The following is a 21900-nucleotide window of genomic DNA, read 5'->3' as shown; positions in this document are numbered from 1 at the left end:
CTTTTTTCACGCCAATCTGTACTGGTTTTTTAATCTGTATGGTACCCATGAGGGATACAGCATGACGCGTTATCAACATCTGGCCAATCTGCTGGCCGAACGCATTGAGCAGGGGTTGTATCGCCATGGCGAAAAACTGCCTTCGGTACGTAACCTGAGTCAGGAGCACGGGGTCAGTATCAGCACCGTCCAGCAGGCGTATCAGATGCTGGAACAGCGGCAACTGATCACCCCGCAGCCACGCTCCGGTTATTTTGTCGCGCCGCAAAAAGCGCTGCCGCCCGTACCGCCGATGTCACGCCCGGTGCAGCGTCCGGTCGAGATAACGCAGTGGGATCTGGTGCTGGATATGCTAAAAGGGCATAGCGATAAATCTGTGATCCCCTTCAGCAGCGGCGCACCAGATGTCAGTCAACCGAGCCTGAAACCGCTCTGGCGCGAACTCAGCCGCGTAGTGCAGCATAACCTGAAGGCAGTGCTGGGGTACGACAAGCTTCCCGGCAGCCAGGATCTGCGCCAGCAGATCGCCCGTCTGATGCTGGACAGCGGTTCAGTCCTCAACGCCGATGATATTGTGATAACCAACGGGAGCCAGAGCGGAATGTCGCTGGCGCTGCTGGCGGTTTGTCAGCCAGGAGACATTGTCGCCGTTGAATCCCCCACCTACTACGGCACAATGCAGCTACTGCGCGGCCTGGGGATCAAGGTGATTGAGATCCCAACCGATCCGGATACCAGGATCAGCATTGAAGCGCTGGAGCTGGCGCTGGATCAGTGGCCGATCAAAGGCGTGCTGCTGGTTCCCAACTGCAACAACCCTCTCGGGTTCATTATGCCGGATGCGCGTAAGCGGGCGGTGCTCGCCCTCGCCCAGCGTCACGACATCGTCATTTTTGAAGATGATGTGTATGGCGAACTGGCCACAGAGTATCCGCGCCCGCGTACGATCCACTCCTGGGACAGTGACGGCCGGGTAATACTCTGCAGTTCGTTTACCAAATCCGTAGCCCCAGGACTGCGCGTGGGTTGGGTGGTTCCCGGTCGCTATTACAACAAACTGCTACACATGAAGTACGCCGTCATTGGTACTAACGTTCCCGCTACGCAGCTGGCAGCAGCCTCCTTTGTGCGCGAAGGTCATTACCATCGCCATATCCGGCGTATGCGCCAGATTTATCAGCGTAATATGGAGATCTACACCTGCTGGGTACGGGAATATTTTCCCTGCGGGATCTGCGTCACCCGACCGAAAGGCGGCTTTATGCTGTGGGTCGAGCTGCCGCTCCAGGTCGATATGGTCTGCGTCGCTAAGCAGCTCTGTCGCCTGAAAATCCAGGTCGCACCGGGATCGCTGTTCTCCGCATCCGGAAAGTATCGCAACTGCGTACGCATCAACTGCGCGTTAACGCCAAACGAGAAGCATCAGCAAGTGATGAAAAAGCTCGGCGAGGCGGTAAAGATGGCGATAGAGTAAACCGGACCGCCCGGTGATTTCGGCTAGACGATTATGCGATGTAACTCATATCTAATGACTTAAACCCTGAATATCTTCTGCGGAAAGCCGGGTAATTTTTTGTACCGTGCAGATATCAATACCGTCTGCCAGCATGGTGCGGGCAATACGGAGCGCCTCATCACGTCGTCCTTCTATAAGCCCTTCTTGTCGTCCTTCCTGTAACCCCTCTTGTAACCCTTCCAGCCTGCCTTTTTGTAGCCCTGCCTCATGCAATCTGTCGGCGATCGTCATCAAGTGCTCCTTATGCTGCGGTGAACGTTCGGCTACCTCACGAATAAACTCACTGAATCGAGGTGCATCGCCAGTTCGTAAAATATAATTAAACAGCGTCTTTATCTGGCTGTCATTAGTCAGTCCGGTAAGTAGCAGGGAAACAATTTGCTCGACCAGCCCCATAAGGTCGCGCAGCGAAGCGGGAAGATGTATATGTAGAAAATCCCGAGCTGTCTCAGGGTGACGCAAAAACGTTTTAAAGGCCGCATCATGCGGGGTGGAAGTCGGCGCTTTGTTCATGGCGATTCATCACCTGGAAATAAGATGCCGTGACTGTAGCGCTGGTAAACCACACCCTCACCTGTAACTTTCTCTCTTTGCGAGACAATTTCCGGAATAAAAACGCCCCTTTGTAACGTCTACATTTGCATGGAACGCATCACGCAGAATCACGACCTCAATGCACATTCCCGCTTTTTCACTGCAGGGCCTGTGCTATAACAAGTCATCACTTTCATGGAGGACACAATGTGACGCATACCCGGGATATTCCACAATCGTTCTGGCGTGATGAGCAACTGCCGTGGCTGGAGCTGCGCAGCACCTGGCAAAGTCAGCAGGCCTATAAGCGCCATCACCACTCTCAGCTCTCGATTGGGGCAATTCTCGAGGGAGGAACCTGCTGCCTGTGCGATGACAAGGAATACCATCTGAAGGTGGGCGATCTCATTGTGATCCCACCACTGGCACCTCACAGCTGTAATCCCGTCAACGGGCAATTTCGCAGCTATCACATGCTTTATCTTGATGCCCGGTGGTGTCTTGCCCATCTGCCTGCGCTGAACAGCAATCAACGGCTTTGTACGCGCACTCCTGTTATCCGCGATCCGCAATTATTCCAGTGCTACATGCACCTTGTGGCGCTCATGCCGCAACGGCAAACGACGCAGATAACTGATGCTGCACAAGCATTGCTGCGCTCGCTGCCATTGCAGTCGGTAACACCGGAAAACCTAAGCGTCACCAGCCAGTATCTGCGCGAGCGGTTGCAGTCCAGTCTGCTCTCCCCACCCTCGCTGGATGAGCTGGCAGATGAGTGTCACATGCGTAAAGAGACGCTGATTCGGACCTTTAAGCAGGACACCGGGCTGACGCCGGGAAATTATCTGAACATGATGCGGATTGACTATGCCCGTCAGCGGCTACGGGCCGGGGACGAGATTGTCGATGTCGGCTATCAGAGCGGGTTTGCCGACCAGAGCCATTTCCATCGCACCTTTGTTCGCTACACAGCAGCCACACCGCGCCAGTACGCATTGGGACGATCAATATCAGACAATAATTAGCGTTGCGTCAGGCGTACGCTGATCTCTGTTTCATTTTCTGAGGTCGCTATGTCGCTGCTTGCTGAACTTTTTCCGTCTGCTTTTCCCGCGCTGGCGCTGGCGCATTTTGTTGCACTACTCAGCCCAGGGCCGGACTTCTTTTTACTGGTCGGTTACGCCGTACGTTACCGAATGCGCGGCAGCGCCGGGCTGTGCGTAGGGATCGCTATCGGCAACGGGCTGTATATCCTGCTGGCGATTATTGGTTGGGGGATCCTGCGCCAGCTTCCCCTGCTGTTTACGGTTATTGAGCTGCTGGGCGCGCTCTATTTATTATGGATTGGCAGCCTACTGATACGCAGCCGCCCGCAACCCCTGACCGGAGCAGACGCCCAGTCTACCTGTCCAGGATTTGGCAAACAGCTGCTGCTGGGATTAGGTTCGTCGCTGCTCAACCCAAAAAATGCGCTGTTCTATCTGGCGCTAATGACCGCCCTGCTCGGCCCGTCGGTGACGCTGCTGCAACAAACCATGAGCGGGATCTGGATGACCAGCGTGGTGTTATTCTGGGATCTGCTGATCGTGATGTTCATCGGCTTACCGCAGATCCAGCGGCGGTTAACCCGAGGGATCGTGTGGATCGAGCGTATCGCCGGCTGCGTGCTGATCATCTTCGGTTGTGCGATCGCGCTGCGTTTTCTGCAGAGTGTCACTTTCTGATAAGCGTGACGATTTTCTGCAAATAAAGCGGATAAACTCGTTTAATTAATATCCAATCCGCATTACACTTTGGGTGGCTATTATCCATTCAACCAATTCTTCCCGAGGTGCGATGTGCTGATTGTTACCTGTAATCGTTACGTTTTCTGACCCGAGTCTGAAAACGTTTCTCCTGTTTGCGCCTCGCGCAGGCAGCGTTTTTGATTACATGAAATTCAGTACATTTGCAGTCTGCTTTTTTTTGTCATCGGTCTGACGTCTCAAAGACGGTATTGAATTTCGCTATTCCCGTTGAGGGTTTTCTCCCGAAAAGGAGCTGTTTTATGCAACGGATTCTCGCGTTTTTCTCCCAACGCACCACGACGCTATTTTTTCCTGTCGCGTTGATTTTATATGACTTCGCCGCTTATCTGTCGACGGACCTGATCCAGCCAGGCATCATCAATGTGGTGCGTGATTTCAACGCCGACGTCAGCCTGGCCCCCGCTGCGGTGAGCCTCTATCTGGCTGGCGGCATGGCGCTGCAATGGCTGCTGGGACCGCTCTCCGACCGGATTGGCCGTCGACCGGTTCTGATTGCGGGGGCGTTAATTTTTACGCTCGCCTGCGCTGCCACGCTATTGACCACCTCAATGACGCAATTTCTGGTCGCCCGATTTGTACAGGGCACCAGCATCTGCTTTATCGCTACCGTTGGCTATGTCACGGTGCAGGAAGCGTTTGGGCAAACGAAGGCCATAAAGTTAATGGCGATAATCACCTCCATTGTGCTGGTTGCGCCGGTTATCGGCCCGCTCTCCGGCGCAGCGCTGATGCACTTTGTACACTGGAAGGTCCTGTTTGCCATTATCGCCGCCATGGGGCTTATCGCCCTGATAGGGCTAGCGTTAGCAATGCCGGAAACCGTTAAGCGCGGCGCGGTGCCGTTCAGTGCACGCGGCGTACTGCGTGATTTCCGCGACGTTTTCCGTAACCGGGTGTTCTTGTTTGGCGCAGCCACGCTGTCGTTAAGCTATATCCCGATGATGAGCTGGGTGGCGGTCTCGCCGGTGATCCTGATCGACGCTGGCGGTATGAGCACATCAGAGTTCGCCTGGGCGCAGGCACCGGTGTTTGGCGCGGTGATCGTCGCCAATATGGTGGTTGTTCGTTTTGTGAAGGATCCAACCCAGCCACGTTTTATCTGGCGGGCGGCACCCATTCAACTGAGCGGACTGGCGGTGCTGATTGCCGGCAATTTGCTGTGGCCGCACGTCTGGCTGTGGTCGGTGCTGGGAACCAGCCTGTATGCGTTTGGCATTGGTATGATCTTTCCGACGCTGTTCCGCTTTACGCTGTTTTCCAACAACTTACCGAAGGGTACGGTCTCGGCGTCGCTGAATATGGTCATCCTGACGGTAATGGCGGTTTCTGTCGAAATCGGACGTTGGCTGTGGTTTAACGGCGGCAGGATTTCGTTTCATCTGCTGGCGGTTGCGGCGGGTATTGCTGTCGTCTTTACCCTGGCAGGCTTACTGAAGCGGGTTCGCCAGCATGAAACAACAACGTTAGCCACTGAAAACTAACCTGCCGGATGGCACTGACGCTTATCCGGCCTATGTCGTAGTGATAGGCCGGATAAGCGTCAGTGCCATCCGGCAACCATCACATTGTCTTAAGCAATGCGCGCAAACCCTGCTTCCAGATCGGCAATCAGGTCGCCAATATCCTCAAGGCCAATATGCACCCTGACCAGGGTGCCGCTGAAATCCACCTCTCCGGCTGGGCGAATGCTGTTCAGCTCTTCCGGCTGATTCGCCAGAATAAGCGACTCAAATCCGCCCCACGAATAGGCCATATGGAACAGCGAGAAGTTATCGAGGAAATTCGCCATCTGCTCGTCGGTCAGTCTCTTTTTCAGCACAAACGAGAACAAGCCTGAGCTTCCGGCAAAGTCACGCTGAAAATACTCGTGCCCCGGGCATTCCGGTAATGCCGGATGATTCACCCGCGCCACTTCCGGCCTTGCCGACAGCCAGCGGGCAATATGGATGCTGCTCTCCTGATGCTGCTTAAGACGTACCGCCAGGGTGCGCAATCCACGGCTGCCGTTGTAGGCCGTATCGGCATCCAGCGTTTGCCCCATCAAATAGGAGTTCTCGCGCAGACGATCCCAACAACGCGCGTTGGACACCGCCGTGCCCAGCATGCCGTCCGAATGACCGATGGTGTACTTCGTTCCCGCCTGAATGGAAATATCCACGCCATATTCCAGCGCTTTGAACAGCACGCCCGCCGCCCAGGTGTTGTCGATCATAATGACAATCTCCGGATTAACCGCGCGGATAGCTTTCACCATCCCCGGTACATCCTGGACTTCCATGGTGATCGAACTTGGCGATTCGAGGAATACAACTTTCGTTTCCGGACGCAGAAGATCAACGATGCCAGCACCAATCAACGGATCGTAATACGTTGTTTCCACATTGAATTTACTCAGGATCTTATTGCAAAAATCCTGAGTTGGCTCGTAGGCCGCGCCCGTCATCAAAATATGATCGCCACCCTGAACAAACGCCAGAATCGCATTGGTCACCGCCGCAGCGCCGCACGGGTAAAGCGCGCAGCCAACGCCGCCTTCCAGTTCGCTCATTGCCTCCTGGAAGGCAAAGTGGGTGTAGGTTCCGCGGCGACCATAAAACAGCTCGCCATTTGCGCGATTGGCGGTGGCGAATTTTTTGTCTTTCACGGTATCAAACACCAGCGAAGAGGCGCGCTGGATAACCGGATTCACCGCTCCCTGGGTGTAGCGTTTGTCGCGACCCGCAACAACTAATTGCGTCTCAAGCTTCATTGCGTCTTTCATAACATCTCCTGTTCTTAATCCGTGTGAAACCTATACCACCGCAGCAGTAGAGTTTATTTCAGTGTTGGTCTGCTTTTTTCCAGCGAACCGTTCAACAATCTGCGCCGCATTCAAATCATGGATAACGTTAATCAGTGTGGCAGGCGCATCGGTAATCGTGCCCAGCACTACTAACATCGGGATCGCTTCCATTGGCAGGCCCAGCGTAGTGACGATAAAGATTTCACCGAGGAATGCCCCGCCCGGTACGCCGCCGACGATAATGGCGGAGAGCACCGCAATCAGCATGGTCAGGAAGAAGGTCTCGGTGGTGAACTCCATGCCCAGCACGGAATAGATAAAGACAATTTTCAGCGCGGCAATCATCGCCACGCCACCTTTGTTCAGGTTAACCAGTAGCGGAATGGAGACATCAACGATTTCCGGGTTAATCCCCATCGCCTTACCGGCACGCAGCGTCACCGGGAGAGTCCCCAGCGAAGAGCAAGTCCCCAGCGCAGTCGCAGACGGTTCAATCGCATTACGCCAGAAGGCTTTGACCGCCGGAATACCGCCGCCAATATACGAATAGAGAATTGAGCCAAAAACAAAGTAGACCAGCGTGGCCACCATGAACAGGCCGATGGCGCGAGCAAAGGTTAACAGCAGTGCAGAGTCCTGACTGGCCATAGTGGCAGCGAAATAGCAGCCCAGCCCAATCGGTGCGACCTTCATAATGATTGAGACGATCTTCATGATCACGGTATTGGCATCTTCCAGCAGCGACGCAATGCGCTTACCGGCCTGATCCGATTGACCAATCGCCACACCAGCAATAATCGCCATCACAATCAGCGCCAAAATATTGGACTTAGAAAACAGTCCGATAAAGTCGCTGGTCGTGATCATGCTGACAAAATCCATCTTACCGCTGCCCGCCTGCACCGACTGCGAAAGATCGATAGTGACGCCCTGCGCCGGGTTATACCATAGCGCCAGCGCGACGATCCCGGCAGCCGGAATAAAGGCCATTGCGATCGAAACAATAAAGATAATCGCCATAATGCGCCCCAGCCTTTTCAGGTCGGTCATACTGGCGATCGAAGACATGACGCTGATCCCCACCAGCGGCACAATAATCATAAATAGCAGATTTAAGAATATCTGGCCGATTGGCTGGAGTTTACTTGCAAACGAGGGGGCATAAATACCTAATAAGCCGCCAATCACCAGAGCAACTAATAAAATAATCGACGATCTGTAGGGCTCGAGTCGTGACCACATAATCGGTACCTTTAGAATAATATTTAATGAGATTAAATTCACAATGTGATGAGTTTCCGTTTCGCCTCCTTTTATTTTGTGACGTAACTCACCTAAGTTGTTATTTTTTCATTTTGCCAGCAAGTTGTTTCCTGTGATTCAATAGTTGCATGTTTAAAACGCGAATGTAACGGCCTATTCGTACCGTTTTTGCAAATCACTTGTGAATAAAAGGAAACTATGAGTACGCCGATTTCACTCAAGCATCTGGAGTTTTTCATTAAAATCGTCGACTGCGGAGGATTGTCAGAAGCCGCGGCGCAGCTCAACGTCTCGCCATCTGCGGTCAGCAAAAGCCTGGCGGCAATGGAAGATACGTTAGGCACGACATTAATTAAACGTACCACCCGCAGTATTACCCTGACCGATGCCGGGCAATATCTCTTTAACCGCGCCAATAAGCTTTTGAAAGAATTCGATGAAACGCTGAATACCACCTCCGGTTATTACCACAGCCCGCAAGGTGAATTACGCATAACCTGCTCAATTGCGTTTGGTTATTCCCGGCTGGTGAACCTGGTGGATAAATATCGTTCCCAGTTCCCAGATGTGAATCTGTATATCGATCTCAACGATAACTTCGTGAATCTGAACGAAACAGATTTCGACATCGCCCTGCGAATCTCCACCGCACCACCGCAGAACTACGCAATGCGCAAGCTGGTGCCTGTCCGCTGGGCGTACTGCGCCTCACCCGGCTACCTTGCCAAAAAAGGCATGCCCCAGCGTCGTAGCGATCTGGTCAATCATGATTGCCTGGTTTACCCAGGTCTTACGCCGGTGCTGAAGGTGGCGGATGAACAGGATCGTCTGCATCAGTTAAAACTGCATATGCCTATCCAGGCCAACAGCAGTCTGGTATTGCTGAAATCAGTGTTAGAAGATCAGGGAGTGGCGTATTTGCCCACCTATCTGATTGGCGATCATATTCAAAAAGAAGAGATAACGCCGCTGATGCTCGACGGCACCATCACCTGCGAAACCCACGCCCTGTATGCGCTCTATTTTCCCAGTAAGTACAGCAATCCGAAGGTGCGATCGTTTATTGATTTTCTGGTGGCGGAACTCGGCCCCTTACCCGCCTGGGACAACTGGATCCCAGAGTAAGCTTTGCACGTCTGAAAATGGGAGGCGCTCCACATTTTTTGCGCGATCCCCCCGTCTGGCTCTATCCTTAAGCCTATGAATAAAATTGCTGAACTCAAACGCGCCAAGCGACTGGCGCTCTCATTGCTGCTGATTGCCGCCGCTACCTTCGTCATCACGCTGTTTCTGCCGCCTAACTTCTGGGTGCTCGGGATCAAAGCGATCGCCGAAGCGGCGATGGTCGGTGCGCTGGCGGACTGGTTCGCCGTGGTGGCGCTTTTTCGACGGGTACCAATCCCGTTTATCTCGCAACATACGGCGATTATCCCACGCAATAAGGATCGGATCGGGGAGAATCTCGGTCAGTTTGTGCAGGAAAAATTTCTCGACACCCAGTCCCTGATCGCCCTGATCCGCCGCCATGAACCGGCATTGTTGATCGGTAACTGGTTCAGCCAGCCGGAAAACGCCCAGCGAATTGGCCAGCATCTGCTGCAAATCATGAGCGGTTTTCTCGAACTCACCGACGACGCCCGCATTCAGCGGCTGATCAAGCGGGCGGTGCACAAAGCCATCGACAAGGTCGATCTCTCCGGTACCAGCGCGCTGATGCTGGAAAGCATGACCAAAAACAATCGCCATCAGGTGTTGCTCGACACATTGATCGCCCAACTTATCGCCCTGCTCCAGCGCGACAGCTCGCGGGCGTTTATCGCCCGACAGATCGTGCACTGGCTGGAGACCGAGCATCCGCTGAAAGCGAAGATCCTGCCGACTGAATGGCTGGGCGAGCACAGCGCCGAACTGGTGTCTGATGCCGTTAATTCCTTACTGGATGACATCAGCCACGATCGGGCGCATCAGATCCGCCACGCCTTCGATCGCGCCACGTTTAAGCTAATCGATAAGCTCAAACACGATCCGGAGATGGCCGTGCGGGCCGAAAGCATGAAAAACTATCTGAAGGAAGACGAAGCCTTCAACCGTTATCTTGGCGAACTGTGGGCAGACCTGCGCCAGTGGGTGAAAACCGACATTAACGCTGACGATTCGCGCGTGAAGCAGCGCATCGCCAGCGCCGGACAGTGGTTCGGCGAAACACTGGTTGCCGACAGCGCCCTGCGCGCCTCACTGAATGGGCATCTGGAGCAGGCCGCGTATAAAGTTGCGCCGGAGTTCGCCACCTTCCTGACGCGCCACATCAGCGACACGGTGAAAAGCTGGGATGCGCGCGATATGTCGCAGCAAATTGAGCTAAACATCGGCAAAGATTTACAGTTTATCCGCATCAACGGCACGCTGGTCGGCGGTTCTATTGGGCTGGTGTTATATCTGTTGTCGCAAATTCCTTCCCTGCTGACGCTGGCGAATTTTTAAGGAGAAAGTAAAACGCCCATTTTTATTTTACTTTTCATTATCATTTGCACATGTAATATAACAATTATCAACCTAACAGCGTGAAATGAGAGTCCGTATGTCCCAGGGAAGCCCCGATTCAAATCGCCATGCCATCAGCGTCGCGCTCTTTGGCATGCTGGTCTTAACGCTGGGCATGGGAATTGGACGCTTTCTGTATACGCCGATGCTCCCGGTACTGCTGTCGGAAGGTCAGTTTACGTTTGACCAGCTCTCCTGGATTGCCAGCGCCAACTACGCCGGATATCTGGCGGGAAGCCTGCTCTTCTCCTTCGGGCTCTTCCATCTTCCCTCACGTTTACGCCCGATGTTGTTAACTTCTGCGCTCGCTACCGCAGGGTTGATTCTGGCAATGGCAAGCGTTAAGCAACCCGCGCTGGTGATGCTGATCCGTTTTCTGGCAGGCGTCGCCAGTGCCGGTATGATGATTTTTGGTTCGATGATCGTCCTGCATCATACCCGGCATCCCTTCGTGATCGCCGCATTGTTCTCCGGCGTTGGCGCAGGCATTTTGCTGGGCAATGAATATGTCATCAGCGGTCTGCATTTTGCGCTGTCATCGCACACGCTCTGGCTGGGGGCAGCGGCAGCTTCCGCTGTATTCTTTGTGCTACTCGTTATGCTCCTGCCATCTCGCGACCATGCGCTCCCCGCCGCAGCACCGGTAAAAACAGAGCATCAGCCTATGTCCTGGTGGCTGCTGGCGCTACTGTATGGGTTAGCCGGATTTGGCTACATCATTGTCGCTACATACCTGCCACTGATGGCGAAAAGTGCCGGGTCGCCGCTGCTGACGGCCCATCTCTGGTCGTTGGTCGGCATATCGATTATTCCGGGTTGTTTCGCCTGGCTGTGGGCAGCCCGACGCTGGGGGGTGTTGCAATGCCTGACGGCGAATTTACTGATCCAAAGCGCCTGCGTGGTCATGACGCTCGCCAGCGACTCCTTGCCGCTGCTGGTGATAAGCAGCGTGGGTTTTGGCGCAACGTTTATGGGGACCACTTCGCTGGTCATGCCGCTCGCCCGTCAACTTAGCGTACCGCGCAATATTAATCTGCTGGGCCTGGTCACCCTGACTTACGGCATTGGTCAAATACTCGGGCCGCTCTTAACCAGCCTGCTGGGAAGCGGCGCTCAAGCGATCGTTAATGCCACGCTATGCGGTGCCGTCGCCTTGTTTATTGCGGCACTGATTAGCCTCACACAATTATACAAACAGCGTTTCGCCTCCCCCAAAAGGGTATAATCGACAACCTTATAAACAGGTATCTTAGGATTAGTCCGCAATCAAATGTCAACATTTAATAAACCACAAATAATCAGCAATTACCCGCCAGACAATTTATAATTCCCGGCTGTTCATTTATAAACTCAATTTAAAATGCGTAAAAATGGACATATTAACTCAGCATCAACACTATCTTCGGGAAAAGTACATGTCATGGTTTAAAAAAATACTACTGGGGTTAATTATTTTGCTAGGTTTAATTGGCACGCTAAAGGATTACAAAGACTTTGGCCTGTTTGGCGCGTTAGGATTGTTTCTTATATTCTTGTTAACAACAACATTTTTATGGCAATGGGCCTCTGGCAGGTTACCAGAGATAACCCAGCTTCAGGCCGTATTTATTTTACTGGCCAGCGCGGTAGCCTCAATTTTTGTTATCAATATGGCAATTGCCGGAAATTTGCATGTGGATTTAATGGAGGTCATGTACGTTACCATTACGCATAATCCACTTTTTTACCTGATTCTCTGCGTGGTCGCATGGGTAAAAGTGGGCATCTGGCAATGGTTGTTTAGCGGTGTTCAGGTGAAAGAGAGTCAGCCAGTTTAAACACGGCAGAGCTAAAAAAGGCGTCTTAACTAAGACGCCTTTTGCATATCAGAACAAAAACTTAGAACTGATAGGTCAGACCCGCAACAACCTGGTTGTCGTCGTCTTTGCCATCGAGCAGGTTAATTTTGTAACCCACATCAGCCACGATGTTTTTGTTGAAGTAGTAATCCGTGCCCAACGCTACGTATTCAGTCAGGTCATTATTGTTGTTGTCACGCGCGTGAACGTAACCCACGTTCGGACGCAGACCAAAATCAAACACATACGCAGCCATTGCTTCAAAGTGCTCAGCTTTATCCGCATCCTGAATCAGGTTGTGGGACTCGCCGTACATGGTCGCGACGTAGATGGCATTAGCATCATATTTCAGACCCGCGCCCCAGAACTCTGCGTTTTCGCCATCCCATTTACCGTCTTTATTGCCTTTCTTTTGGGCTGCTGTGATTGAACTATTTGTGTAGGTCGCAATAGCAGACACGCCGGAATCCGCAATGTTGTCATAGCCCAGGGAGAAGCCGTAGCCGTTACCGTGCTGCTTAGTCAAATTAGGTTTTGTCGGGTCTTCCGAGTTGGCATCACCTTTACCCTGGTATTGCGCACCAATGTTCAGACCATCAACGGCTCCAAAGAGATTTTTGGTGCGGAGTGTTGCAACGCCAGAAGTACGTGAAGTAAGGAAGCGGTCAGCATCTTCAAAGGAGTCGCCGCCGAACTCTGAAAGAGTGTCAGTGTAAGCTCCCACGTCGTAAGCGATACCGTAGTTACGACCGTAGTCAAAGCTAACGTCATGGCCATAATCCAGGCCAGCAAACGCCAGACGTGTATTGACGCCATTCTGAGAACCTTCTGCTTTAGAGGCATCAAACTGACTTTCAAATTGGCCATAACCGGTCAGTTGATCGTTGATTTGTGTCTCACCGCGAAAACCCAGACGCGCGTATGTACCGTCGGCATCGGTGCCGCCAGTCCAAGAATGGACCGCTTTTACTTTGCCGTACAGATCCAGTTTGTTGCCATCTTTATTATAAATTTCCGCTGCATGAACGGAGGTTACCCCTAATACCATTACAGCTAATGCCACTGCTGACTTTTTCATGTTATTACTCACTTTTAATTGTGAATTTTGCTATCAACTTTGTTATGAAGGCAGAATACCCGCATAAAAAAGCCCCCTATGGAAAAGGGGAAAACCTCTAACACACCAATGAAGGTAATAATAAAGTGGCAAGACACATATCATTTTGGGTTAAATAAAACCCGAACAGAGAGTAATTACTTGGATTCTTCGTTTACGCTCTCATTAACAGAGCGATATAACATTATTGCTTCGGCAATAATATCTTGTTTACTTTTACGGGTTTCAAATGCCAGCGTACGAACATATTCCCACAGAGAGGTATCGACACGGGCACTTAAAAGAACCATATCTTTTGAACGGGTACCCCTGGCCTTTCTAATATCGGGGTAATCTCGAGAGGGCATTATCATCTCCTGAACGCAAACACGCTTATGGCGATGAAATATGCAGTCAGTGTAAAAACATGTCAACGGCAAAATACAGTGACAATAGTAATGAAACTGTTAATAACGGACAAAAAACTGGAACAGCATTTCAAATGAAAGATAACTTGATTATAGAATAATGTGTAATTTTAACTTTACATATATTCACTTTTATTCATTTGATTAAAAAAGCCAGAACTATTGACAATAAACATGACCTCAAATCAAAACATCATTACAGCCAATAAGTTACGTGCCGTTATTAATGTCTACATTTCCGTGAAGCGCCTGTTTTTATGCACTGTTATTCCAGGCTGCCTCGCTCTGACCACCGCGTAAATCAGTTTGATTCTCACTTAACACAGGCCCATTTTGTCTAAAAATAAGCACGGAAAGGTAAAAATAAGGTAAACGATGCATTTTTTCGCATGCAAAAATAAGTTGTTTTTAATTGATATAAATCAATTTTCACCGCGTAACGACGGCGGAAAAATCATCATCTGAGGTGATGGAAACCTTTTTTTACGTGACGTTCATGACGAGAAAAAAGCGTTGTTATGCAATAAGCTTTTGTGCTGAAAAGTGTCGCGCGGGCTGCAACAGCCCGCATAGGAGAGGAAGGAAAATCAGGCGTTAACTTTATCCAGCGGCCAGGAATCAAACAGATAACCATCAAAGTCGATGTCATCAACATTTGAAAACTCCAGCAGGCGCTGTTTGACGTTTTCCAGATGCTGCCACATTGCCAGCTTGGCTGCGCGGGCATCCTTTTTGATTAATGCCGCCAGGATCTGTTTGTGGTCACCCATCCACTCTTTACGGTAATGGGTATCGTCAAGGTGGCTATGGAGCTGGATCCACATCGGGTTGTTTTCACGCCACTGCCATGACTGGCGAAACAGCTCCACCAGCATGCTGTTATGCGTGGCTTCGGCTATGGCGAGATGGAACTGCATGTCGCCGCTTTCAGAACCGTTCGCTTCGCTGGAGGCCAGCTCCCGCTCTTCCAGCTGTAACGCCTGGCGCATTTTAACGATATCTTCACGGGTAGCCTGCAGCGCGGCGAATTCGGCGATATTGCTTTCCAACAGCTGTCGCGCCTGCAGCAGCTCAAACGGACCCGCGTCATTGCAATGATTGACATCCGTACTGTCGATGGTCTGCGCATCTGCATTGTCGAGTACGTAGATCCCGGCGCCGCGACGCACGTCCACCAGACCTTTAATTTCCAGCATAATTAACGCTTCGCGAACCACCGTGCGAGTGACATTGAGCATCTCAGCAATTTCACGTTCCGGCGGCAAACGCTCCCCGGGCTGGTACGGCGTCTGGACAATCAGATCGCGGATCATTGCACCCACTTCCTGGTAGGGTCTTTGTTGAGAAGTGTTCGATTTCATCGTGTTATGTCCGTCAGATGCGTCAATTCAGATCCGTAGGCCGGATAAGGCACATGCGCTGCCAACCGGCACCTGTGCCATTGGCTGATGGCGACGCTGACGCATCTTATCAAGCCTACAAAAAACGTTTTTTCGCCTGAACTATAGCATTTGCGGGAAGCCAAAAACAGAAAACGGGTCAACCAAATCAGCATTTTGATTGACCCGTCATACTTCGGGGATTATGCGTCAGCGCCTAACGCCGCAACGCACTCGCGTGCACCGTGTTCACACAGCTGTTGATACGTCGCGATAATTGTCTCCACAAAATCAGCGTTTTCCGCCAGATCATGGCCAAAAATGCCGCTCAGCCCCAGCAGCGCCGTCACGCGTTCGGCCCCCTGGAACTGTTGGTTAATGCGCTGGAACTCAGCCAGCAAGGGGTCGACAACATCAATGGCCTGCCCCTGTTCATCCACGCCACGGGTGTAGCGCATCCAGCCCGCCACGCCCAGCGCCAGGTGACGCCAGTCGCTGGCGTTTTGCAGATGCAGACGCACCGGATCCAGCAGGCGCTGCGGCAATTTCTGGCTGCCGTCCATCGCAATCTGCCAGGTGCGGTGACGCAGTGATGGGTTGCTGAAACGCTCAATGAGCAGCGTCGCATAGGCGTTAAGATCGGTGCCTTCCGGCATCGACAGCGTCGGCGCTTGCTCCTGCATCATCAGCGCGAACGCCGCTTTGCGGTACGCCGGATTGGTCATGGTATCAGCGATAGTTTCATAGCCGCCGAGATAGCCCAAATACGCGAGGAAAGAGTGGCTGCCGTTGAGCATACGCAGTTTCATCATTTCAAACGGCACCACATCGGCAACGAACTGCGCACCAACGTTGTCCCAGTCAGGGCGACCGTTGACAAAGTTATCTTCGATAACCCACTGACGGAATGGCTCACAGGCGATAGCACACGGATCGTACACGCCCAACTGGTCGGCAATCTCTTGCAACGTTTCTGGCGTCGCCGCCGGAACAATGCGGTCTACCATGGTGCACGGGAAAGTGGCGTTAGCCTCAATCCACTGCGCCAGCTGCGGGTCGCGCGCCTGCGCCAGACCCAGCACCGCGACTTTCGCCACATGACCATTTTCACGCACGTTATCGCAAGACATCACGGTAAAGGCCGCAAGCCCTTGCTCACGACGCAGATGCAGCGCCTGTACGATGTAACCAATCGCCGATTTCGGCGCGCCTGGATTCGCCAGATCGTGTTTAATCAGCGGGTTATTGAGATCTAACTGTCCGCTGGCAGCATCGGTGCAGTAGCCTTTTTCCGTGACCGTCAGCGAAACAATTGCCGTCTGCGGGCGCGCCATAGCCTGTAAAATACCATCACAGCCGTCAAGCTCCGGGTGCAACGCTTCTTTCATCGAGCCAATCACTTTCAGCACGGTGTTGTCCGCGCCTTTTTCCGCCACGGTATACAGCAGTTGCTGTTTGCGCAGGTTTTCAATCAGCACGCGGTCGTTACCCGGCATCAGGTTAACTTCACAGATCCCCCAGTCGCTATCGGTGGTTTCCAGCAGATGATGGGTGTACAGCGCCTGATGCGCGCGGTGAAATGCGCCGCATCCCAGGTGAACAATGCGGGATTGTAGGCGCGAGCTGTCCCATGCAGGGCGAGCAACCGGCAGGTTGCTATTGGCAATTGTCGTTGTCATCGTGAACTCCAGAACCCGTTGAATGACCAACGGAAGAGAAAAGAAAAAGCCGGCCAGACAGGTGACCGGCAACTCGCTTTAGCGGCTAAAGAAAGCGCGCTGGATAGCCATCTCAACACCACGCACTTCCGCCAGCCCTTTCAGTCGACCAATCGCGGAGTAGCCTGGGTTGGTTTTCTTTTTCAGATCGTCAAGCATCTGATGGCCGTGGTCCGGACGCATTGGGATCAGGTCCTCTTTACCCTCGGCTTTACGGCGCTGCTCTTCCTCAACGATCGCTTTCACGACTTCGTACATATCGACGTCGCCGTTAAGATGCGCCGCTTCATGGAAGGTTTTCGGGTTATCTTCACGCAGCGTGGAGCGCAGGTGGGTGAAGTAAATACGCGGGCCAAACTGTTTGATCATGTCGACCAGATCGTTGTCCGCCCGGACGCCGTAGGAGCCGGTGCACATGGTAAAACCGTTCGCCATGCTGTTAACCGTATCGACCATCCATTGCATATCTTCCACGGTGGAAACAATGCGCGGCAGGCCGAGGATTGGGCGCGGCGGATCGTCCGGGTGTACCGCCATCCGCACGCCTGCTTCTTCCGCCACAGGAATAATTGCTTTCAGGAAGACGGCAAAGTTCTCGCGCAGTGCGGCTTTATCGATATCTTTATAACGCGCAAGATGCTGGCGGAACTGGTCAAGCGTATAGCCCTCTTCCGCGCCCGGCAGACCGGCGATGATATTGCGGGTCAGACGCGCTTTGTCTTCATCGCTCATGGTGGCGAAGCGTTCATTCGCCTGAGCAATCTCTTCGGCGGTGTAATCCGCTTCCGCGCCCGAACGTTTGAGGATGTGCAGCTCAAAGGCGGCGAATTCAATCTGGTCAAAACGCAGCGCTTTGGAGCCGTCCGGCAGGACGTATTCCAGGTCGGTACGGGTCCAGTCGAGAACCGGCATGAAGTTGTAGCACACGGTACGAATGCCGCACTGGGCCAGGTTACGCAGGCTTTGCTGGTAGTTGGCGATCCACTGCTGATAGTTACCAGAACGGGTTTTAATGTCTTCGTGGATCGGTACGCTTTCGACGACCGACCAGACCAGGCCCGCCTGCTCAATAATGGCTTTGCGTTTTAGGATCTCATCAACCGTCCACACTTCCCCGTTCGGGATATGGTGCAAGGCGGTGACCACGCCCGTGGCACCCGCCTGACGTACATCCGCTAAGGTGACCGGATCGTTAGGACCATACCAGCGCCATGTCTGTTCCATCTTTTATTCCTCATTTACGTTATGGACTCGACGATATGGCACATAAATTCCTCCTTTTGGTATGACATGTCAACCTGAAGGAACGAATTGGTTAACCAAATCACGATTTTTGCTGATTAGATCGCCATTTTGCGGCCAGGAAGCGCAGTAAAGATGTAAACATGTAACGCAATGTGACATTCATCGCATCAATGGTTAACCAATACGGATAACATCTCAACCAAAATCATAATAGTTCAACCAATAAAGGTAGACGTTATATGCATGTTCTCAATATTCTGTGGGTCGTATTCGGCATCGGTCTGATGCTGGTGCTCAATCTAAGATTCAAAATAAACTCGATGGTCGCCCTGCTGCTGGCGGCGCTCTCGGTCGGCATGCTGGCGGGTATGGACTTAATGGCGCTGCTACACACCATGAAATCCGGCTTTGGCAGCACGCTGGGTGAGTTGGCGATTATCGTGGTATTCGGGGCAGTCATCGGTAAGCTGATGGTCGATTCCGGAGCGGCGCATCAGATTGCTCATACGCTGCTGGCTCGACTTGGGCTGCGCTATGTGCAGCTGTCGGTGATCATTATTGGTCTGATTTTTGGCCTGGCGATGTTCTATGAAGTGGCGTTTATTATGCTGGCGCCGCTGGTGATCGTCATTGCCGCGGAAGCGAAGATCCCGTTCCTCAAGCTGGCGATTCCTGCCGTTGCCGCCGCCACCACCGCCCACTCTCTGTTCCCGCCGCAGCCAGGTCCGGTCGCGCTGGTTAACGCCTACGGCGCTGACATGGGTATGGTCTACATCTACGGTATTCTGGTGACTATTCCGAGCGTGATCTGCGCCGGGCTTATCCTGCCGAAGTTCCTCGGCAACCTCGATCGCCCGACGCCGTCATTCATGAAGGCCGACGTACCGGTTGACCAGAACAATCTACCGTCTTTCGGCATCTCTATTCTGGTTCCGCTGATCCCGGCGATCATCATGATCTCCACCACCATCGCCAACATCTGGCTGGTGAAAGGAACGCAGGCGTGGGAAGTGGTCAACTTCTTAGGCTCCTCGCCAATTGCGATGTTTATCGCCATGATTGTCGCCTTCGTGCTGTTTGGTACCGCGCGTGGTCACGACATGCAGTGGGTGATGAACGCCTTTGAAAACGCGGTGAAAAGCATCGCCATGGTGATCCTGATCATCGGCGCGGGCGGCGTACTGAAGCAGACCATTATCGATACCGGCATCGGCGATACCATCGGCATGCTGATGTCGCACGGCAATATTTCTCCATACATCATGGCGTGGTTGATAACCGTGCTTATTCGTCTGGCAACCGGTCAGGGCGTGGTCTCAGCCATGACGGCGGCGGGGATTATCAGCGCAGCCATTCTCGACCCGGCAACCGGTCAACTGGTGGGCGTCGATCCGGCGTTGCTGGTACTGGCGACGGCGGCTGGCTCCAACACCCTGACCCATATCAACGATGCATCGTTCTGGCTGTTCAAAGGCTACTTCGACCTGTCGGTGAAGGATACGCTGAAAACCTGGGGTCTGCTGGAGCTGGTGAACTCCGTGGTTGGCCTGGTAATCGTGTTGATCATCAGCATGATTGCATAACGTCGATACCGCTCTGGCCGCAGCGCCAGAGCGGTTCTTCTCCTGCCTTAACAATCCTCAATAATCAGATACACCGCTTTCACCGGGCCATGCACCCCAACCACCTTGATAAGCTCAATATCCGCCGTCGAGCTGGGTCCACTGATAATGTTAATGCACGACGGCATACGCTCACCGGCCTGCGCTTTCTGATGCAGTTTTTCTGCCAGTTGCGCCACGCGCGGCAGGATGGTGCTTTTACGCAGCACGAAAATCGAGGACTCCGGCAACAGGCTCAAAGAACGCCCGCGCTCCGGCGCGGAAAACAGCACCACGCCGCCGGACTCGGTCAGGCCATACTCGGCATACACTACGCCGACTTTCGCCTGCTCGGCCTCGGTAATATTTTCGCTGCCTCGCGCCGGATCCCAGACCACGGCGTTGCATTCCTGCTGCAAGCGTTCGGTGATGCCCAGCGCCACCAGTCGGCTGTCGCCGCTCAGCACTACCGGCTGACCCAATTCTTCACACAGGCGTAGCGCTGCTTCTGCGGCCTGGTCCTCGCGAGTCAGTTCACAGCGGGCCAGCATCACTTCGCTGGCGAACTGGATAAACGCATCGCAGCGCTGCTGCGGGCTAAGTTCGGTCAGGCGCTCGTTGGCATAATTGTTAACCGGCGCGGCATCCGCTTGCGGTTCGAAACGCGGCGGGCGACCCAGCGCCTGGGCGATGGTGTTTAAAAACGCGGTACGGTTATCCATTCTTTTTCTCCTGCGCCTGATGTTTCTTAAACCAGCTGCGGAAGCTCTCGCCGTCAGCATCAGGCAGATCGCGCGCCTCCATCCAGTCACCAATCGCGCCAACCTTGAGCGGGGTTTTCCCGCCATTGATAAACCAGCTTGCCGCATGCGCGCCCGCCATCATCCCCACTTTCCACAGCCCCGGATGGCTATTGGCATAAGCGAACATTTTGATCGCCCGTCGCTCAGCTTTCGGGGTAATGCCCTCCTCGGCCATCACCCGGCGATGACGCAGGATCAGTTTTGACAGCGGAATACGCACCGGGCAGACGCTGTCGCAGGCCGTGCATAAGGAACAGGCGTACGGCAGGTCTTTAAAATCTTTATAGCCGCCGAGCAGTGGAGAAATCACCGCGCCAATAGGGCCGGGATAGATAGAGCCATAGCCGTGCCCGCCGATGTGGCGGTACGCCGGACAGGTGTTCATACAGGCTCCGCAGCGGATGCAGCGCAGCACATCGCGAAACTCAGAGCCCAGCACCTGCGAGCGACCGTTATCGACAATCACCAGATGGAACTCTTCCGGTCCGTCCACGTTATCCGCCTCACGCGGGCCGGTCAGCCAGGTGTTGTAGCCCGTCAGACGTGCGCCCACGGCGCTGCGCGCCAGCATGGTGATCAGCACATCCACATCAGCAAAGGTTGGCGCGATACGCTCCATGCCCATCACCGCAATGTGCGTTTTCGGCAGCGTGGTACACATGCGCGCGTTGCCTTCGTTGGTCACCAGGCATACTGAACCGGTTTCCGCCACGGCAAAGTTACAGCCGGTAATACCGATTTCGGCACTCAGGAAATCCTCGCGGATCTTCTGGCGAATGAACAAGGTCATGGCTTCCGGGGTTTCCGGGCCGTCATACCCCAGACGCTCGTTCAGCACGCGGCGGATCTGATAGCGATCTTTATGAATAGCCGGCACCACGACGTGCGAAGGCGGATCCTGATCCAATTGCAGGATGTATTCCCCGAGATCGGTTTCGATCACCTGGATTCCCGCATCCTGCAGGACATGGTTGACGCCGATCTCCTCGGTCACCATCGACTTGGACTTCACCACCTTCTTCGCGTTTTTGCTGCGCGCGACCTGCAGAATATAGGCGGTGGCCTCTTCTTTGGTTTTGGCGAAATAGACGTGGCCGCCGTTTTGCGTCACTTTCTCGGAGAGTTGATACAGATAAGCGTCGAGGTTGCTCAGCACGTGATCGCGGATCTGGCTGGCACGATCGCGCCAGTCTTCCCAGTGGCCTAACTCATCGACCATTTTTTGTCGATTTGCGCCAATACGTTCCTGCGCATTGGCCACGGCTTTGCGCATGATCGGATCTTCTATCTGCTGACGAATACGCAGTTTAAATTCTACATCGCTGGTTTTTATCGACATCTCTTTCCC

General features: G+C 53.2%; 19 protein-coding genes. 9 read left to right on the top strand and 10 right to left on the bottom strand.

The features are described from left to right. The first annotated feature begins 61 nt into the window (after positions 1 to 61). A complete protein-coding gene (locus WC7_RS22480) occupies positions 62 to 1474 on the top strand; it encodes an aminotransferase-like domain-containing protein (RefSeq protein ID WP_016151569.1) in 1413 nt (470 codons plus the stop codon). A 51-nt stretch (positions 1475 to 1525) separates the two neighbouring features. Here WC7_RS22480 and WC7_RS22485 read toward each other — a convergent pair whose 3' ends face one another. Beyond that, a complete protein-coding gene (locus tag WC7_RS22485) occupies positions 1526 to 2029 on the bottom strand; it encodes an Rpn family recombination-promoting nuclease/putative transposase (RefSeq protein ID WP_016151568.1) in 504 nt (167 codons plus the stop codon). A gap of 230 nt (positions 2030 to 2259) precedes the next feature. Between WC7_RS22485 and WC7_RS22490 the strand changes: the two genes are divergently transcribed. From WC7_RS22490 to mdtM, 3 genes are all read left to right on the top strand, one after another. Next, complete coding sequence (locus tag WC7_RS22490) at positions 2260 to 3075, top strand: helix-turn-helix transcriptional regulator (protein ID WP_016151567.1); 816 nt, start codon at positions 2260 to 2262, stop codon at positions 3073 to 3075. A 48-nt stretch (positions 3076 to 3123) separates the two neighbouring features. Beyond that, positions 3124 to 3774 (top strand): LysE family translocator, encoded by a 651-nt coding sequence (locus WC7_RS22495; protein WP_016151566.1) that lies wholly within the window; start codon positions 3124 to 3126, stop codon positions 3772 to 3774. A 323-nt stretch (positions 3775 to 4097) separates the two neighbouring features. Beyond that, positions 4098 to 5339 carry a multidrug efflux MFS transporter MdtM gene (gene mdtM, locus WC7_RS22500; protein ID WP_016151565.1) on the top strand — a complete coding sequence of 414 codons (1242 nt, stop codon included), beginning with the start codon at positions 4098 to 4100 and terminating at the stop codon, positions 5337 to 5339. An 89-nt stretch (positions 5340 to 5428) separates the two neighbouring features. Here the strand turns inward: mdtM and metC are convergent, their stop codons facing one another. Next, entirely contained in the window at positions 5429 to 6619 is a 1191-nt protein-coding gene (metC, locus tag WC7_RS22505) for a cystathionine beta-lyase (RefSeq protein WP_016151564.1), read from the bottom strand. Positions 6620 to 6649: 30 nt separating this feature from the next. Further along, on the bottom strand, positions 6650 to 7882 hold the full coding sequence (locus tag WC7_RS22510) for a dicarboxylate/amino acid:cation symporter (protein WP_003019196.1): 1233 nt from the start codon (positions 7880 to 7882) through the stop codon (positions 6650 to 6652). A gap of 219 nt (positions 7883 to 8101) precedes the next feature. Here WC7_RS22510 and WC7_RS22515 point away from each other — a divergent pair, with 219 nt between their 5' ends. The 4 genes from WC7_RS22515 (at position 8102) to WC7_RS22530 (ending at position 12261) form a co-directional block, all read left to right on the top strand. Beyond that, complete coding sequence (locus WC7_RS22515; protein WP_016151563.1) at positions 8102 to 9028, top strand: LysR family transcriptional regulator; 927 nt, start codon at positions 8102 to 8104, stop codon at positions 9026 to 9028. A gap of 75 nt (positions 9029 to 9103) precedes the next feature. Then, positions 9104 to 10384, top strand: a complete 1281-nt coding sequence (locus WC7_RS22520) for a DUF445 domain-containing protein (protein ID WP_016151562.1) — start codon at positions 9104 to 9106, stop codon at positions 10382 to 10384. Positions 10385 to 10481: 97 nt separating this feature from the next. Next, entirely contained in the window at positions 10482 to 11669 is a 1188-nt protein-coding gene (locus tag WC7_RS22525; RefSeq protein ID WP_016151561.1) for an MFS transporter, read from the top strand. 190 nt (positions 11670 to 11859) lie between these two features. Beyond that, positions 11860 to 12261, top strand: coding sequence for a hypothetical protein (locus WC7_RS22530; RefSeq protein ID WP_016151560.1), 402 nt, complete (start codon positions 11860 to 11862; stop codon positions 12259 to 12261). A 61-nt stretch (positions 12262 to 12322) separates the two neighbouring features. On the opposite strand, the gene WC7_RS22535 is transcribed toward WC7_RS22530, so the two are convergent. From WC7_RS22535 to uxuA, 5 genes are all read right to left on the bottom strand, one after another. Next, entirely contained in the window at positions 12323 to 13360 is a 1038-nt protein-coding gene (locus WC7_RS22535; RefSeq protein WP_016151559.1) for a porin, read from the bottom strand. A 176-nt stretch (positions 13361 to 13536) separates the two neighbouring features. Continuing rightward, the gene (locus WC7_RS22540) at positions 13537 to 13746 is read right to left on the bottom strand and encodes a hypothetical protein (protein WP_016151558.1); all 210 of its coding nucleotides are present in this window, start codon (positions 13744 to 13746) and stop codon (positions 13537 to 13539) included. Positions 13747 to 14393: 647 nt separating this feature from the next. After that, positions 14394 to 15167 carry a Uxu operon transcriptional regulator gene (gene uxuR / locus WC7_RS22545; RefSeq protein ID WP_029139754.1) on the bottom strand — a complete coding sequence of 258 codons (774 nt, stop codon included), beginning with the start codon at positions 15165 to 15167 and terminating at the stop codon, positions 14394 to 14396. Positions 15168 to 15388: 221 nt separating this feature from the next. Beyond that, complete coding sequence (locus WC7_RS22550) at positions 15389 to 16864, bottom strand: fructuronate reductase (RefSeq protein WP_016151556.1); 1476 nt, start codon at positions 16862 to 16864, stop codon at positions 15389 to 15391. Positions 16865 to 16942: 78 nt separating this feature from the next. Continuing rightward, positions 16943 to 18127: a mannonate dehydratase gene (gene uxuA, locus WC7_RS22555; protein WP_016151555.1), complete on the bottom strand. Its 1185-nt coding sequence runs from the start codon at positions 18125 to 18127 to the stop codon at positions 16943 to 16945. 260 nt (positions 18128 to 18387) lie between these two features. Here uxuA and gntP point away from each other — a divergent pair, with 260 nt between their 5' ends. Continuing rightward, positions 18388 to 19731: a gluconate permease GntP gene (gntP, locus tag WC7_RS22560; protein ID WP_016151554.1), complete on the top strand. Its 1344-nt coding sequence runs from the start codon at positions 18388 to 18390 to the stop codon at positions 19729 to 19731. A 47-nt stretch (positions 19732 to 19778) separates the two neighbouring features. Here gntP and WC7_RS22565 read toward each other — a convergent pair whose 3' ends face one another. Together WC7_RS22565 and WC7_RS22570 are read right to left on the bottom strand one after the other, a co-directional pair. Next, positions 19779 to 20471, bottom strand: coding sequence for a LutC/YkgG family protein (locus tag WC7_RS22565; RefSeq protein ID WP_016151553.1), 693 nt, complete (start codon positions 20469 to 20471; stop codon positions 19779 to 19781). Next, entirely contained in the window at positions 20464 to 21891 is a 1428-nt protein-coding gene (locus tag WC7_RS22570) for a LutB/LldF family L-lactate oxidation iron-sulfur protein (RefSeq protein ID WP_016151552.1), read from the bottom strand. Before WC7_RS22570 ends, WC7_RS22565 begins: the two co-directional genes overlap by 8 nt. Positions 21892 to 21900 lie beyond the last annotated feature (9 nt).

Origin of the sequence: Citrobacter sp. KTE151 (genome assembly GCF_000398845.1) — a bacterium.
In the GTDB taxonomy this organism is placed as follows: domain Bacteria; phylum Pseudomonadota; class Gammaproteobacteria; order Enterobacterales; family Enterobacteriaceae; genus Citrobacter; species Citrobacter braakii.
Note: the sequence above shows the minus strand (reverse complement) of the source record. Positions and strands in the feature narration are given on the sequence as shown.

Excerpts from the sequence above, each read along its gene's own strand:
- WC7_RS22480 (WP_016151569.1), top strand. The coding sequence starts at position 62 with ATGACGCGTTATCAACATCTGGCCAATCTGCTGGCCGAACGCATTGAG.
- WC7_RS22485 (WP_016151568.1), bottom strand. The coding sequence starts at position 2,029 with ATGAACAAAGCGCCGACTTCCACCCCGCATGATGCGGCCTTTAAAACG.
- WC7_RS22495 (WP_016151566.1), top strand. The coding sequence starts at position 3,124 with ATGTCGCTGCTTGCTGAACTTTTTCCGTCTGCTTTTCCCGCGCTGGCG.
- mdtM (WP_016151565.1), top strand. The coding sequence starts at position 4,098 with ATGCAACGGATTCTCGCGTTTTTCTCCCAACGCACCACGACGCTATTT.
- metC (WP_016151564.1), bottom strand. The coding sequence starts at position 6,619 with ATGAAAGACGCAATGAAGCTTGAGACGCAATTAGTTGTTGCGGGTCGC.
- WC7_RS22510 (WP_003019196.1), bottom strand. The coding sequence starts at position 7,882 with ATGTGGTCACGACTCGAGCCCTACAGATCGTCGATTATTTTATTAGTT.
- WC7_RS22515 (WP_016151563.1), top strand. The coding sequence starts at position 8,102 with ATGAGTACGCCGATTTCACTCAAGCATCTGGAGTTTTTCATTAAAATC.
- WC7_RS22520 (WP_016151562.1), top strand. The coding sequence starts at position 9,104 with ATGAATAAAATTGCTGAACTCAAACGCGCCAAGCGACTGGCGCTCTCA.
- WC7_RS22525 (WP_016151561.1), top strand. The coding sequence starts at position 10,482 with ATGTCCCAGGGAAGCCCCGATTCAAATCGCCATGCCATCAGCGTCGCG.
- WC7_RS22530 (WP_016151560.1), top strand. The coding sequence starts at position 11,860 with ATGTCATGGTTTAAAAAAATACTACTGGGGTTAATTATTTTGCTAGGT.
- WC7_RS22535 (WP_016151559.1), bottom strand. The coding sequence starts at position 13,360 with ATGAAAAAGTCAGCAGTGGCATTAGCTGTAATGGTATTAGGGGTAACC.
- WC7_RS22540 (WP_016151558.1), bottom strand. The coding sequence starts at position 13,746 with ATGCCCTCTCGAGATTACCCCGATATTAGAAAGGCCAGGGGTACCCGT.
- uxuR (WP_029139754.1), bottom strand. The coding sequence starts at position 15,167 with ATGAAATCGAACACTTCTCAACAAAGACCCTACCAGGAAGTGGGTGCA.
- WC7_RS22550 (WP_016151556.1), bottom strand. The coding sequence starts at position 16,864 with ATGACAACGACAATTGCCAATAGCAACCTGCCGGTTGCTCGCCCTGCA.
- uxuA (WP_016151555.1), bottom strand. The coding sequence starts at position 18,127 with ATGGAACAGACATGGCGCTGGTATGGTCCTAACGATCCGGTCACCTTA.
- gntP (WP_016151554.1), top strand. The coding sequence starts at position 18,388 with ATGCATGTTCTCAATATTCTGTGGGTCGTATTCGGCATCGGTCTGATG.
- WC7_RS22565 (WP_016151553.1), bottom strand. The coding sequence starts at position 20,471 with ATGGATAACCGTACCGCGTTTTTAAACACCATCGCCCAGGCGCTGGGT.
- WC7_RS22570 (WP_016151552.1), bottom strand. The coding sequence starts at position 21,891 with ATGTCGATAAAAACCAGCGATGTAGAATTTAAACTGCGTATTCGTCAG.